This is a genomic window from Novosphingobium sp. YAF33 (assembly GCF_052113265.1).
In the GTDB taxonomy this organism is placed as follows: Bacteria; Pseudomonadota; Alphaproteobacteria; order Sphingomonadales; family Sphingomonadaceae; genus Novosphingobium.
Window position 1 is genome coordinate 115007 of sequence record NZ_JBFRCW010000008.1, and the last position, 14226, is coordinate 129232.

Annotated in this window: 11 protein-coding genes; 8 read left to right on the forward strand and 3 right to left on the reverse strand. The window is 59.3% G+C overall.

Annotation, left to right across the window (positions count from 1 at the left end):
* Positions 1-87 precede the first annotated feature (87 nt).
* From AB4Z00_RS18210 to AB4Z00_RS18235, 6 genes are all read left to right on the forward strand, one after another.
* Positions 88-3375, forward strand: a complete 3288-nt coding sequence (locus tag AB4Z00_RS18210) for a helicase-related protein (protein ID WP_442046815.1) — start codon at positions 88-90, stop codon at positions 3373-3375.
* A complete protein-coding gene (locus AB4Z00_RS18215) occupies positions 3372-4034 on the forward strand; it encodes a DUF4391 domain-containing protein (RefSeq protein WP_442046816.1) in 663 nt (220 codons plus the stop codon). The genes AB4Z00_RS18210 and AB4Z00_RS18215 overlap by 4 nt, the downstream gene beginning before the upstream one ends.
* 27 nt (positions 4035-4061) lie before the next feature.
* Positions 4062-5963: a site-specific DNA-methyltransferase gene (locus AB4Z00_RS18220; protein ID WP_442046817.1), complete on the forward strand. Its 1902-nt coding sequence runs from the start codon at positions 4062-4064 to the stop codon at positions 5961-5963.
* A gap of 3 nt (positions 5964-5966) precedes the next feature.
* The gene (locus AB4Z00_RS18225; RefSeq protein WP_442046818.1) at positions 5967-9074 is read left to right on the forward strand and encodes a type III restriction-modification system endonuclease; all 3108 of its coding nucleotides are present in this window, start codon (positions 5967-5969) and stop codon (positions 9072-9074) included.
* A gap of 323 nt (positions 9075-9397) precedes the next feature.
* On the forward strand, positions 9398-9613 hold the full coding sequence (locus AB4Z00_RS18230; protein WP_011950600.1) for a cold-shock protein: 216 nt from the start codon (positions 9398-9400) through the stop codon (positions 9611-9613).
* A 17-nt stretch (positions 9614-9630) separates the two neighbouring features.
* A complete protein-coding gene (locus tag AB4Z00_RS18235) occupies positions 9631-9894 on the forward strand; it encodes a hypothetical protein (RefSeq protein WP_442046819.1) in 264 nt (87 codons plus the stop codon).
* A gap of 133 nt (positions 9895-10027) precedes the next feature.
* Here the strand turns inward: AB4Z00_RS18235 and AB4Z00_RS18240 are convergent, their stop codons facing one another.
* The 3 genes from AB4Z00_RS18240 to AB4Z00_RS18250 form a co-directional block, all read right to left on the reverse strand.
* Positions 10028-10228, reverse strand: a complete 201-nt coding sequence (locus AB4Z00_RS18240; protein WP_011950602.1) for a hypothetical protein — start codon at positions 10226-10228, stop codon at positions 10028-10030.
* A 508-nt stretch (positions 10229-10736) separates the two neighbouring features.
* Positions 10737-11624, reverse strand: a complete 888-nt coding sequence (locus AB4Z00_RS18245; protein WP_442046820.1) for a hypothetical protein — start codon at positions 11622-11624, stop codon at positions 10737-10739.
* A 100-nt stretch (positions 11625-11724) separates the two neighbouring features.
* The gene (locus tag AB4Z00_RS18250; protein ID WP_442046821.1) at positions 11725-12285 is read right to left on the reverse strand and encodes a PRC-barrel domain-containing protein; all 561 of its coding nucleotides are present in this window, start codon (positions 12283-12285) and stop codon (positions 11725-11727) included.
* 157 nt (positions 12286-12442) lie between these two features.
* Here AB4Z00_RS18250 and AB4Z00_RS18255 point away from each other — a divergent pair, with 157 nt between their 5' ends.
* Both AB4Z00_RS18255 and AB4Z00_RS18260 read left to right on the forward strand, forming a co-directional pair.
* Complete coding sequence (locus tag AB4Z00_RS18255) at positions 12443-13006, forward strand: SRPBCC family protein (RefSeq protein WP_379481073.1); 564 nt, start codon at positions 12443-12445, stop codon at positions 13004-13006.
* A gap of 5 nt (positions 13007-13011) precedes the next feature.
* A complete protein-coding gene (locus AB4Z00_RS18260) occupies positions 13012-14211 on the forward strand; it encodes a zinc-dependent alcohol dehydrogenase (RefSeq protein WP_442046822.1) in 1200 nt (399 codons plus the stop codon).
* Positions 14212-14226: the final 15 nt, after the last annotated feature.

A 14226-nucleotide genomic window follows, 5' to 3' on the forward strand; every position in this document is an offset into this window, starting at 1 on the left:
GTCTGTGCGAACGGAGGCTGGTTGCGCATTTCGCCAAACCATTGGTCGCATTACGGCCCTCTTCAGTCTTTGCGAATCTGGTGACCTTTGCAGATAATCGATAACATCAATGTCCTCCTCGGGGATGAGCTGAAGAAGGACCTCAAGCGAGGGCAACGCCTTCGAATTGCTGCGTCCAGCTTTTCAATCTTCGCGTTCGAGGCTCTCCGCAAGGAGTTGCAGCTGATCGACGAATTGCAATTTCTGTTTACCGAGCAGACGTTCACTGCCGAACGCGTAACCGACGGAAAAGCCCGGGAGCGTCGCGAATTTTTTATACCGAAAGCCAAGCGCGTCGCCGGGCTGACAGGGTCTGAGTTTGAAATCCAGTTGCGCAATCAACTGACGCAGCGCGCTGTCGCACGTGAGTGTGCAGAGTGGATCCGCAAAAAGGCTCGTTTCAAGTCGAATGCATCGACCTCGCCTATGCAGCAATTCCTTTCGGCAGACGGCTCGGCAGGCGCGGTTGCCTATATGCCTCTATCGGGCTTCACGGCTGTCGACCTTGGCTACGCTCGCGGCAATGCCGTTTCGAACTTCGTGAATCGGTTCGATGAGGCGTCTCACACGCAGAGCTACATTCGGCTGTTCGACACAATCTGGTCGGACCCGACCCGCGTCGAAGATGTAACCGATGCGATCTGCGATCACATTGCCTCGGTATACCAGGAGAACTCCCCCGAACGCGTCTACTTCATCATGCTCTACAATATCTTCCATGCGTTTTTGGAAGACATTGACGAGGACGTCCTGCCGAACGACCGCACCGGCTATCAGGAGAGCTTGGTCTGGCAAAAGCTGTTCAACTACCAGCGCGACGCGGCCACCGGCATCATCAACAAGCTGGAAACCTATAATGGCTGCATTCTCGCAGACAGCGTAGGCCTTGGTAAAACCTTTACCGCGCTGGCGGTGATCAAATATTACGAGCTGCGCAATCGCTCGGTTCTCGTGCTTTGCCCGAAGAAGCTGACGGACAACTGGCTCAACTACAACACTAATCTCAAAACCAACCCCTTTGCGCGGGACCGATTCAACTATGACGTCCTGTGCCATACCGACTTGTCGCGGATATCGGGCACCTCCAACGGGATCCCACTCAACCGGGTAAACTGGGGCAATTACGACCTTGTCGTCATCGACGAATCCCACAATTTCAGGAACAACGACGCCTTCAAGGAGAAGGAAACCCGCTACCAGAAGCTGATGAACCAGGTCATCCGGGCCGGGGTTAAAACCAAAGTTCTCATGCTGTCGGCAACCCCGGTTAACAACCGCTTTAATGACCTGCGCAACCAGCTGGCCCTCGCCTACGAAGGCCAATCCGACATCCTTTCCGAAAAGCTGAACACCACATCCAGCGTTGAGGAAATCTTCCGCAGAGCGCAGGCTGCGTTCAACCGCTGGTCCAAACTGCCGCCGGAACAACGGACTGCCGAAACAATCCTGACCGAACTCGATTTCGACTTCTTCGAATTGCTCGACAGCGTCACGATCGCCCGATCGCGCAAGCACATCACGACCTTCTACGACATGACGGACATCGGGCACTTCCCCGAGCGCCGCAAGCCGCTGTCATTTCGTCCGCCGCTGACAGAACTGTCTGGCACTATGGATCTCAACACCATTGTTGCGCAGCTCACATTGCTGAAGCTCTCGGTTTACGCCCCGACCAGCTACATTCTGCCCAGCCGTCTTGCCAAATATGAGGATCTTTACGACACGGACGTGTCGAGCGGCGGCGGCAAGCTGCGGCAGGCCGACCGTGACAAGAGTTTGCAGGCGTTGATGACCGTCAACCTGCTCAAGCGTCTTGAGAGCTCGATCCATGCGTTTCGTCTCACGCTTGGTTCGCTGGCTGAAAACATCCGCAACACATTGGACGTGGTCGACAGCTACCGCTCGGGCGCAGGCACTGGCGCCGTCGTTGATTATGCCGACAACATTGACGCGCTAGAGCCGGAAGATGACGAACTCGAAGGGCTTGGGGCCTTCCGCGTCGGCGGCAAGATCCGGATCGACCTGAGTGATATGGACGTCTCCGGCTTCGCCCACGATCTGCAAGCAGACCTTGCTCTGATCGAGGCGCTGCAGGCCGATATGGCGAGGATCACGCCCGAGCACGATGCCAAGCTCCAGCATTTGAAGGCGCTCATTGCGCAAAAGCTGGCGGAACCGATCAACCCCGGGAACCGAAAGTTGATCATCTTCACGGCGTTCGCCGATACCGCCCATTATCTCTACGATCAAATCGCGGCTGAGGCTTTGTCGCAGCAGAAGATCCACACTGGCCGTGTCACCGGGTCAGATGCCCCCAAATCGACACTGGGCAAGGGCCATGATTTCCAGACCCTGCTCACGCTGTTCTCGCCGCGATCCAAAGAGAAGGCGGCCATTTTGCCCGATGAACCGGGCGAGATTGATATCCTGATCGCCACGGACTGCATCTCGGAAGGCCAGAACCTCCAGGACTGCGACTTTCTGGTGAACTACGACATTCACTGGAACCCGGTGCGGATCATCCAGCGGTTTGGGCGGATCGACCGCATCGGCTCGTCCAACGCGCAGATACAGCTGGCAAACTACTGGCCCGACATCACGCTCGACGACTATATCAAGCTCAAAGAGCGCGTCGAAAACCGCATGATCATTGCCGATGTGACCGCAACCGGTGACGACAATGTGCTGACCGCAAAGGCGAGCGACACGGCCTACCGCCGCGAACAGCTGCGGCGCCTACAGGATGAGGTCATCGAGCTGGAGGATGTTCGCACCGGCATCTCCATCACCGACCTTGGCCTCAACGATTTCCGTATGGATCTGCTCAACTATGTGAAGGAACATGGCGATCTGGCAGCGGCACCCAAAGGGCTGCATGCAGTCGTGCCCGCTGATCCCGGCAAGGGGCTCGAGCCCGGCATAATCTTTGCGCTGAAGGCCGTCGGCGGGGATGCTTCGGCCAACCGGCAGAACCGTCTGCATCCATACTATCTCATTTACATGGCTGACGATGGCAGCGTCGTTGCCGATCAGACCCAGGTGAAACGCGTCCTGGATCTTGTGCGGACGGCTGCCAAGGGGGTTACTGCCCCGGTCGCGCCTGCTTTCCGACCCTTCAATGCCCGCACGCTGGACGGCCAGAACATGACGGGGCCTTCGCAACTGCTCAATGGGGCGATCAGCGCCATGATCGATGGCAAGGAAGAGCGTGACCTCGACAGCTTGTTTTCCATCGGCACCACGACCGCGCTGTCGCATACCATTCGCGGTCTGGAGGATTTCGAGCTGATTGCCTTCGTTGTCGTGGAACCAGTAGAGGCAGGAGCTGCGGCGTGACGCTTTATGCGTGGCCGGCGCGAACCGTGTTTGGCCGCGCTATTCCAAAGAGCCGGATATACAGCGCCGCGCAGCTTGCGCGCACCATGCAGGCCAAGTTTGTCGAACAGGTCGAGCGCATAGAGTGGACCCATGTGCTACGCGCCGACCGGATGAACCTGAAGCCATCCCCTGATGTCGAGGAAATAGCGGTCATCGCGATCAATCTGCACCAGTCCGATGTCGATCTTGCGGTGTTGGCGGCGATCGAAAAGGCAATCCCCCGGCCGCTCATCCTTGAGCTCCGACATGGGGGTCGCGCCCGAATGGCGGTGGCATGGAAACGCCCCAGCCAGGCGGAAGCGGGCAAATGGGTAACAGCACCACATGCCTTCACCGCTTGGCAAGCTGGTGACATGCCGCGCGAGGCCCTGCCAACAGCCCTGGACATGGCGACATTTTACGCCCGGCTCCTCGACCCCTTGCTTCCGCCAAAGCAAAGCCCGGAGGAGCCAATCGCCGCACGCGTTGCTAGGGCCGAAGAGGCTGTTCAGCTCGAACGTGAGATCACTCGATTGGAGGCTGGCCTTATGCGTGAGAAACAGTTTAACAGGAAGGTCGAACTCAATGCCGAATTGCGTGCCGCCAAATCGCGCCATGCGGCGCTGGGCAAGAACTGAAATATCGTAATAGAGATTAGATGCCGCATGGATAAGTTAGAGATGCACAGCCCCGACCTTAGCCAGGAAAACATTGCCAAAATCCGTGCGCTTTTTCCCGATTGTGTGGCAGAAGCTGCCGATGATCAAGGAAATATCCGGCTCGCCATCGATTTCGACCAGCTTCGCCAGGCGCTATCTGACCATGTAGTCGAAGGCCCGCAGGAGCGCTACCGGCTCGACTGGCCGGGCAAGCGCGAGGCCCTGCTAACCGCCAACGCCGCGATCGCCAAAACTATCCGCCCTTGCCGTGCGGATAGCGTGGACTTCGACACTACCCAGAACCTTTTCATCGAAGGCGATAACCTCGATGCTCTGAAGCTGCTGCAAGAGAGCTATCTGGGCAAGGTAAAGCTAATTTACATTGATCCACCATATAACACCGGAAACGATTTTATATATGATGACGATTTCTGCGAGGATTCTCTAGATTTTCTTATCCGCACCAATCAGGTTGATAATAATGGGGGCCGCTTGGTGGCCAACAGCGAGAGCAATGGCCGCTTTCACTCTGACTGGTTGAGCATGATGTTCGCCCGACTTCGTCTCTCTCGCACACTGCTGCAAGATTCGGGATTTATCTTTATCTCTATCGATGTTCTTGAACTTGGAAATCTAATTTCCATAGGGAAGGAGGTTTTCGGGCACGATTGCTGTGTGGGCGTGATTTCGCGCGCGACTGGTACGCGCATGGGGAGCGGCAGTCGAGGAATTGCCCGCGAGCTAGATTACATCGTTGTCTTCTCCAAAAGCCCAGACAGTTCTCTATTGGGATTGCCGATGTCGCCAAGCGAAATGTCTCTTTACGATCAAGAAGACGAGAAAGGCCGATATCTAACCCGATCACTCCGACGAACCGGTGGGGAAAATCGTCGGGAAGATCGACCCACAATGTTTTATGCTGTCCAGGATCCAGAGGGTAACGATATATACCCGATTGCACCCGAAGGATATGAAAGCCGATGGGTTTGCGGGAAAGATACTTACAAGGCTCTCGTCAAAGATGGCATGATCGAATGGAAGCAAGTCACCCGCTCAGGTACGACGAAGTGGCAGGTTTACCAAAAGCACTACCTAAAGGGCGGCCGTAAGGAGGTCTCCGACCTTTGGAATAGCGAGTCTGGAAACAAGAAGGCAACTAAGGAACTAAGCGCCCTATTCGGCAGAGTGAAAGTTTTCGATCACCCTAAGCCTATCGACCTTCTGAAGAAAATCATTCAAATTGGAACGAAGGCAGATAGCGAGCATATCGTTTTAGATTTCTTTGCGGGCTCCGGCACTACTGGCGCAGCCGTCTTGGAGCAGAATGCTCAGGACGGGGGAAACAGGCGATTTGTGCTTATTCAGTTCCCAGAATTTTCTGCTGAAGGCACGGAAGCCCGCAAGCTCGGCTTCGAAAGTATCGCGCAGATCACGATGGAGCGCATCCGCCGCGCTGGTCGACGGATTGTTGCTGGAGATTGCGCTGAAAGCTGGAACCGCGACGTTGGCTTTCGCGCGCTCAAGGTCGACAGTTCGAACATGATGGACATCTACTACCGTCCGGACGAGGTGAAGCAGGACGAGCTTTTCGGTCAGGTCGAGAGCGTAAAATCTGATCGCAGCGCTGAGGATCTGCTGTTCCAGGTGCTGATCGACTGGGGTGTGGAGCTGACCCTGCCGATCAACCGAGAAACCTTGCATGGGAAGACTGTGTACTCGGTTGATGGCAATGCGCTGATCGCCTGTTTCGAAACTGGCGTTACCGATGATCTTGTGAAGGGCATAGCGGCCCGCGCGCCTTTGCGCGCCGTATTCCGCGACACCAGCTTCGCTCGCGATGCCGACCGCATCAACGCCGAACAGCTTTTCCGCCAGCTCTGCCCCGGCACCGAGCTGAAGGCCATCTGACCTATGGCCATGAAGCTCAAATTCAAGGTTCAGCCTTACCAGACGCTGGCCGTTGATGCCGTAGTCGATTGCTTTGCGGGCCAGCCGTATGCCAGTGGCCCAACCTATCGGATCGATCCTGGCAAGCGCAATCAAGCGGAAGCGTTCGACGATGAGGGGTTTCGCAATACCGACTTTGCGCTGACCGAAGCGCAGTTACTCGACAACATCAAGGTCGTGCAACGCCGTCAGAATCTGCCTCAATCGGCCTCGCTCGCCAGCTTTGTCACGCGCGATGCTAAGGGCAAGGCTGTTCCTGCCCCGGCTGCCTATCTCAAAAACATGGCTGCAGCCGCAGCTCTGCATCTCGATGTTGAGATGGAGACCGGCACCGGCAAGACCTACTGCTACATCAAGTCGATGTTCGAGCTGAACCGCCGCTATGGCTGGTCGAAGTTCATCATCATTGTGCCCAGCATCGCCATCCGCGAAGGCGTGGCGAAATCGCTGGCGATCACGGCAGAGCACTTCACCGAGAGCTACGGCAAGAAGGCGCGCTTCTTCATCTACAACTCGAAGCGTTTGCACGAGCTGGAGAGCTTTTCGTCAGATGCCGGGCTGAATGTGATGGTAATGAACATCCAGGCATTCAACGCCAGCGGCAAGGAAAATCGCCGGATTTACGACGCGCTGGATGATTTCCAGTCTCGCAGGCCGATCGATGTGATCGCTGCCAACCGGCCAATCCTCATCCTCGACGAGCCGCAGAAGATGGAGGGCAAGGCCACTGTCGAGGCGTTGCCCAAATTCCGCCCGCTGTTCGTATTACGCTATTCCGCAACACACCGGACCGAACATACCAAGATCCATCGGCTCGATGCGCTGGATGCTTATAACCAGAAGCTGGTAAAGAAGATTCAGGTGCGCGGCATCGCGCTCAAGGGCCTGACTGGCACGACGGCATATCTCTATCTCGAAGGCATCGAGACCGTCGGCCGCGGCATGGGCGGCCCCTTTGCCCGCGTCGAAATGGAGATGAAGGACGCCACCGGCACGATCAAGCGCCGCATGAAGCGCCTGAAGTTTCGCGATGACCTCTATGACCTTTCCGGTGGTTTGGATCAGTATCGCGATTTCGTTGTGTCACAGATCGACGCCACCGCGGACATAGTGGAGTTTACGAATGGCATCATCATCAAGGCCGGCGAGGCTCATGGTGACCTGTCCGAACGCGACATCCGCCGCATCCAGATCCGTGAAACGATCCGCGCTCATCTCGAGAAGGAAAGGCAGCTTTTTGCCCAAGGGGTGAAGGTGTTGTCGCTGTTCTTCATCGATGAGGTGGCCAAATACCGGGATTACAGCCGCGACGATCAAAACGGCGAGTACGCCCGGATGTTCGAGGACGAATATGCCGAGGCCGTCGCCGACATGCTGGCCGAACTCCCGCTTGAAGAAGCGGCCTGGCGGAAGCATCTCGAGGCGATCCCGGTTGCCAAGACGCACGATGGCTATTTCTCAATCGACAAGAAGACCAAGCGGCTGAAGGATCCGGAGGTCGGCGCTCGTTCGACCGATTCCGACGATAGCGACGCCTACGACCTTATCCTCAAGGACAAGGAGCGGCTACTCTCGTTCGACGAGCCTGTCCGATTCCTGTTTTCCCACTCCGCGCTCCGGGAAGGTTGGGATAACCCGAACGTGTTTGTCATGTGCATGCTCAAGCAAAGCCTCAACATGATTTCACGGCGGCAGGAAGTTGGCCGTGGCCTGCGCCTGGCAGTTGACCGGTTTGGCGATCGGCTCGACCATCCGGCTACCGTCCACGACATCAATATTCTCTCGGTTATCGCAAGCGAGAGCTACACCGACTTCGTGGGCGGGTTGCAGAAGGAGATTGCTGAGAGTCTGTCGGCACGGCCCCGCAAGGCCAGCCAGGCGTACTTCGCGGGCAAGCAATTGCAGACGCCTGAAGGGCCGGTCACGGTCACCGATCAAATGGCGACGCAGATCCACAGGTATTTGATCAAGAACGACTATATCGACGATTCCGACCAAATCACCGATGTCTACTACGCAGCCAAGGCCGATGGGACATTGGCCGCGCTGCATGAAGATTTGGTGCCATATCAGACTGAAGTCTTTGGCCTGATAGACAGCGTCTACAGCGATGCAGCGCTGCCCAAGTTCGAAGATGGACGTAAGCCCAAGCGGAACCCGCTTAATGACAATTTCCACAAGGGTGCCTTTCAGGAGCTTTGGGGCAGGATTAACCGCAAGGCTGTTTACCGCGTCGAGTTCGACACTGCAGAACTCATCCAAAAATGCATCGGCGCGTTGAACCGCGAACTGCGAGTGACCAAGCTACAATATTCCGTGCAGACTGGGATTCAGACGGATCAGGTCACCGACGAGCAGCTCAGGGACGGCACCGGTTTCAGCATCACGCGGAATGAAACCGTCAGGGCGGCGTCGGCACATTCGTCGGTGAAGTATGACCTGTTGGGCAAAGTCTCAGCGGCAACGGACCTCTTGCGTCAAACGGCGGCTGAGGTTTTGGCTGGCATCGAGCCGGCAATCTTCGACCAATATCGTGCAAACCCTGAGCACTTCATTTCTGAGGCGGCGCGGCTGATCAAGGAACAGAAGGCAGGTCACCTTATCGAGCAGCTGGTCTACGACCCGATTGACGAGCGCTATGATGCCGACGTCTTTACGGCGGCCGAGATCGGGCAGGATTTTTCGCGCGCCTCCGAGAGGCTCAAGAACCACGTTTTCGACTACTGCATCACCGATTCCGGCGTAGAACGTGATTTCGTGAGTGAGCTGGATACGAGCGCAGAGGTCGACGTTTATGCGAAATTGCCAAGAGGGTTTCTGATCCCGACGCCCGTCGGGGACTATAACCCTGACTGGGCCATCGTATTTCGCGCAGGCTCGGTAAAACACATATATTTCGTTGCCGAGACTAAGGGATCCATGTCTTCGCTTGCTCTGCGGGATCTCGAACGGGCGAAAATCGATTGCGCCAAGAAATTTTTTGCGAAGCTGGCGGAGTCCAATCCCACGCCAAATGTGCGATACGGGGTGGCTGACAGTTATCATAAGCTGTTGGAGATCGTTACGACCTAATCCTGCTGTTATGGCGGCTTTTTGGGCCTGGGGACGAGTGGACGCGGCGAGGCCCGCAGAAACTCCCAACCCCCTTCTGAAGGTCTGCGGGTCGCGAGGGCGACCTTGCGGCCGGCCTTCGCATCTCATGGATCTGCGCCCGCTCGTGCGCCGTCGGGAATGGCGGTCTTGTTTTTGCGTGATCAGGCCCCATATCGCGCATGCTACAGTCGCAAATAGACGGTCTTTCGGTGCTTTGCGGCTCTGCTCTTCCTTCTTTCCCTGCCCCTCGCAGCACGAGGGTTCCCGATCTCCGGGAGCCCGATCCTAGAAGGATATCTTACATGAGCACCATCACTGGCACCGTCAAATTCTTCAACGCCGACAAGGGTTATGGCTTCATCGCCCCCGAAACCGGCGGACAGGATGCGTTCGTCCACATCTCGGCTGTCGAGCGCGCGGGCTTTAACACGCTCAACCAGAACCAGCGGCTCAGCTATGAACTGGAAACCGACCGCCGCGGCAAGACCAGCGCGGTCAACCTGCAAACGCAGGACTGAGCGACAAGGAGGGCGGCATGAAATGCCGCCCTTTGGTTTTGTATTCGAAAGGATTGTTCATGGCGAATGACGCCGAGCATTATCGCGGGCTGGCGGCCCGCGCCCGGGCGGAAGCTGACGCGGCGACCCTCAGCAACGCCCGCGACCGCGCACTGAGGTCCGTCGCGGCCTTCGAGACCATGGCGCTTCAGCACGAACATACCGCCAAGCGCCGAGYGGAGCGCGAGGCCTCCACTGCGGCGGACCGGTTGGTCGCATTCGGCCCCCCTGTGTTGCAATAGCGGGCAGACTGCCCGTGCGCGCCGTTATGGAAGCGCATCCGCCCTCTCTTTTTCCTTAGCGTGCAACGGACCTCGGCACGTCGGATACTCGTTCCGGCGGCAGTGCCGATGCGCTGCGCGCCGGTCAGCCTGCTTAGCTGTCGAGCGGCATGGCGGCGATAAGCGCCGCGCTTCTGGGATCGATGTCCTCGAGCCCGCCTTTGGCGAGCGCGGTGTCGATGGCATGCTGAAGCCTCGCGATCACCATATCGTCGTCGATCTCGTCTAGGAAAGTCAGCGCCAGGCGCATCAGGCCAACTGCCACCGCCCGGCCCCGCGTGTCACTCGCATCCATCGCCTGACCTTCCTGTCAAACTGTCGAAGCGAAAGCGTAAGGAGCGATCTCCCGAACTCCCGCGCACTGGACGCGGGAGCCGCCGGAGCTGCTAACATGCGAACACACATGCGCCGCCACCTTTAACCCTGAGGTCTGGACATGCGCAGCGGCACCCCGGGAACCGATGGTTCCGAGTTGCTCGCGTTCGCGGGATTAGCAGTCCCGGCGCCGCCCTTTTCGCAGCGCGTTGGCGGTCTACCAAAGCTGGCCGGTAAGGCCAAGCTATGTTACCCGGCCGCGCTCTCATCAACGGTTCGCGACGTCATCTTTCGTCGTCGGGCGAATAATCACGTCTGTCAGAATATGCGCCGCCCGGATGCTCCGCCTTTAGGTCATTGCTAACCGCGCCCCTCTATGTGTCAAAGGGAACAGAGCGGGGGCTCAAGCGGCTCGCGGCGCCGACCAGCGCTGCGGGCCGCACACACCAGCTCTTCTGTTCGTGGTGATCCAGAAAGACCCTTCCGCGTCATCCGCCGTTCGCCGCGCCATTTTCGACGATTTCCCGCTCAAGCCAGGCGACGAAGCGCCCATCCGCGAAATTCGCTGGTGTCAGGGCGTACGCCCCGTCCTCGGCCATCGCAGCCCCCATCTCCCCATCCTCCGCGATCCCCACGTCGCCGGGAAGCACGATCCGCAGCTGGCCGATTGTCGTCGCCTCACGGCGCAGACCGACCTGCCATTCACGAGCGAAGCCCTCCTCGCCAAGGTCGCGCATGATCGTGCACTCCACACCATGACAGTCGAGCTTTTCGCGGAGCGCGATGAGCGCCTCGAGCGCGTCCCGCTCGAAGGCCGATCCCACAGGCATGAAGCAGCGCGCGCTCTTGATGGCCTGCGCATAACCGCGCCGTGCCACCGCCTTGCCTGTGGGATCGACGGTACAGACGAGCAGCACGAGATGCGGACCTGCGAGGTCCAGATCACCCTCGATGCCGAGTTCGACGACCAGCGGCGAGGCATGGCCGAAAAGGACGGCGCGCGGCGTTACCGACTGGGCGAGTAGCAGAAGAAAGCCTTGGCGCGCCTGCTGCAGGATGAGCGTGCGGGCTAGTGCCCCTTTCCAGTAGGGGCCGCTGCGTGTCCAGAGGAGTTCGCTCAGGCGGTGGCCACTGGTGAGAACCACCTGGCCGGCAGCCTCCACGAGCGCGTCGAACTCGTCCGTAAGGCCAAGTTCGCTTCTGTGGACGGGCCCGGGCAACACATTGCGGCCGGCGCGCGCCATCAACGACCACAGGCCGCGCCCAAGATCCGAGGCGATCCGCTCAGGCTTCTCGCCGGGCAGCGGCGGAAGCGCGTTGTCCAGGGATATGGAAAGAAATTCGGGCGCGGAGGTCCGCGCAATGCCGTCCTGCATGATCGTCGCCCCCTCCTGCAAGTCTGCCGTCTCTCTCCTCGTTCAGCAAGTCATGGTGACCACCGAGAGTCGAACCTCGACGCTGTGACTACCCAGCCATCTAGCTGCGTGCCGGCGTCGTGCCCGTCGCCTCGGGCGCCGCGGGCCAGTCGCCATCGGCGAGCCCAGGCAGCGCCTCGAACCATGTCTTCTCATGATGCAGGGTGAAGCCCTCGCAGCCAAAGTCGAGATCGCTGCGTGCGACTGCGCGCAGTGTCTCGCCGATGCCGCCCACGCCGCCCGAGCGTATGACCACGTAGCTCACGGTGCCGTCCGCGCAGGTCACCAGGGCCTCGACCACGGTGCCGACCACCTCGCCGTCCGCTGCCGTGACGGGGAGGCCGGTGATCCCGGTGGCCGTAAAGAGCGTGGGCAGCGCCGAGCGTCGGCTCGCTTCGCTGGCGGATTGGCCGCCATCTTCATAGGCGCGCTGCCGGCCGAGCCAGCGCCAGATGCCGATCAGGTTGACCAGCGTCAGGAAGCCGTTGGTCGCCAGCAGATTTGTCTGCCCGGTCGAGAACCCGACAAGTGACCAACAGATCGAGCCTAGCGTGAAGACGACGAAGCCCCAGCCAGTCACGCGAGCACCAAGATTGGCGGCTGTCATCATGGCGGCGATCATCGTCGCGATCGGGGCGATCCATCCGGCGGCGTCTTCCAGCTTGCTCTCCTATCGCTTGGCCAGACGTCCGATCGGTCGGTTGGGAGGTCTGTGATCCTGGCATCGATCGGAACCCGCGCTCCGCGGTGACGTTCCCGAATGAAGGAGATCCGCAGCCATGACAGATTCTGAAATGCGCAGTCGCACCGCCGGACAGGATGACGCCCCCGTCACCGCGTCGAAAACCGCCGATCCCGATCGCAAGCTGCTGGCCGAGGCGGTGACGATCAACCGACCGGCGCGCGAGCTCTATGATTTCTGGCGCGATCCCACGAACCTGGTTTCGTTCATGGACAATATCGTCTCGATCGAGCCGATCGACCGCGATCGGTCGCGCTGGACCGTGAAGGCGCCGGCGGGCCGCGAAGTGTCCTGGGAGTCGGTCATCACCAAGGACGTGCCGGGCGAGGAGATAACCTGGCAGTCTGCCGAGGGCGCCGACGTCGCCAATAGCGGCCGGATCGAGTTTCGCGATGCCGGGCGGCGCGGCACCGTCGTGCGCGCCGTGATCGCCTATGATCCGCCCGGCGGCGTGATCGGCGAACTGGTCGCCAAGCTCTTCCAGCGCGAGCCGAGGATCCAGACGCGGCGCGACCTGCGCCGGTTCAAGCAGCTTATGGAAACTGGCGAAATCGCTACCAACGCGCGCAATCCGCGCATCCTCGCAGAAGAAGGAAAGTAAGCGCGATGAAGGCGATCACCTGGCACGGCAAGCACGACGTACGCTGCGACACTGTCGACGATCCCGCGATCGTCAATCCGCGCGATGCGATCATCCGCGTGACCTCCACCGCGATCTGCGGGTCGGACCTGCATCTTTACGACGGCTATATCCCGACGATGCAGAAGGGCGACATTCTCGGCCACGAGTTCATGGGCGAAGTGGTCGAGGTCGGGCCCAAGAGCAGCCTCAAGACCGGACAGCGCGTCGTCGTGCCGTTCACCATCTCGTGCGGCAGCTGCTACCACTGTTCGAAGACGCAATATTCGGCGTGCGAGAATGCGAACCCGGCCGATAACCAGGATATCGGACGCGAGGGCTATGGCCATCCGATGCCCGGCCTGTTCGGCTACAGCCACATGACCGGAGGATATGCCGGCGGGCAGGCCGAATATGTCCGCGTGCCCTTCTCCGATGTCGGCCCGCTCGTCATTCCCGACGAGAGCATCCCGGACGAAAAGGTGTTGTTCCTCTCGGACATTCTGCCGACGGGCTGGATGGCGGCGGAGAATGCCGAGATCGAGCCGGGCGACACAGTGGCGGTCTGGGGCTGCGGTCCGGTCGGCCTGTTCGCGGTGCAGTCGGCCTTCCTGATGGGTGCCGAGCGGGTTATCGCGATCGATCATTTCCCCCGCCGCCTCGAACTTGCGCGTAAATTCGGTGCCGAGACCGTCAATTTCGAGGAGAGCAAGGTCTATGAGGCGCTGATGGAGATGACGGGCGGGATCGGCCCCGACGCGGCGATCGATTGCGTGGGTCTTGAGGCGCACGGCGCCTTTGCTGACAATATCATCGACCAGATCAAGGCTTCCACTTTCCTGGGAACCGATCGCATCCACGCCATCCGGCAGGTGATCCTGGCGACCCGCAAGGGCGGGCGTGTCTCGATGCCCGCCGTCTATGGTGGCTTCGTCGATAAGTTCCCCTTGGGCGCGCTGATGGAGAAGGGCCTGACCCTCAAGACCGGCCAGACGCATGTGCAGCGCTATCTGCAGCCCCTTTATGCCGCGATCGCGGAGGACAAGATCGATTCAACCTTCCTTATCAGCCACCGCATGGCGCTCGAGGACGGGCCACTTGGCTATCAGAAATTCCACGACGAGCAGGACAGCTACACGAAGATCGTCCTGAAGCCCGGGCAGGCGGCGGGGGCAATGGCTGCCTGACGCTGCACACACGTG

What these genes read in the sequence shown, in the direction of transcription:
- AB4Z00_RS18220 (WP_442046817.1), top strand. Translation starts at nt 4,062, where the DNA reads ATGGATAAGTTAGAGATGCACAGCCCCGACCTTAGCCAGGAAAACATT.
- AB4Z00_RS18225 (WP_442046818.1), top strand. Translation starts at nt 5,967, where the DNA reads ATGGCCATGAAGCTCAAATTCAAGGTTCAGCCTTACCAGACGCTGGCC.
- AB4Z00_RS18230 (WP_011950600.1), top strand. Translation starts at nt 9,398, where the DNA reads ATGAGCACCATCACTGGCACCGTCAAATTCTTCAACGCCGACAAGGGT.
- AB4Z00_RS18240 (WP_011950602.1), bottom strand. Translation starts at nt 10,228, where the DNA reads ATGGATGCGAGTGACACGCGGGGCCGGGCGGTGGCAGTTGGCCTGATG.
- AB4Z00_RS18245 (WP_442046820.1), bottom strand. Translation starts at nt 11,624, where the DNA reads ATGCAGGACGGCATTGCGCGGACCTCCGCGCCCGAATTTCTTTCCATA.
- AB4Z00_RS18250 (WP_442046821.1), bottom strand. Translation starts at nt 12,285, where the DNA reads ATGATCGCCGCCATGATGACAGCCGCCAATCTTGGTGCTCGCGTGACT.
- AB4Z00_RS18255 (WP_379481073.1), top strand. Translation starts at nt 12,443, where the DNA reads ATGACAGATTCTGAAATGCGCAGTCGCACCGCCGGACAGGATGACGCC.
- AB4Z00_RS18260 (WP_442046822.1), top strand. Translation starts at nt 13,012, where the DNA reads ATGAAGGCGATCACCTGGCACGGCAAGCACGACGTACGCTGCGACACT.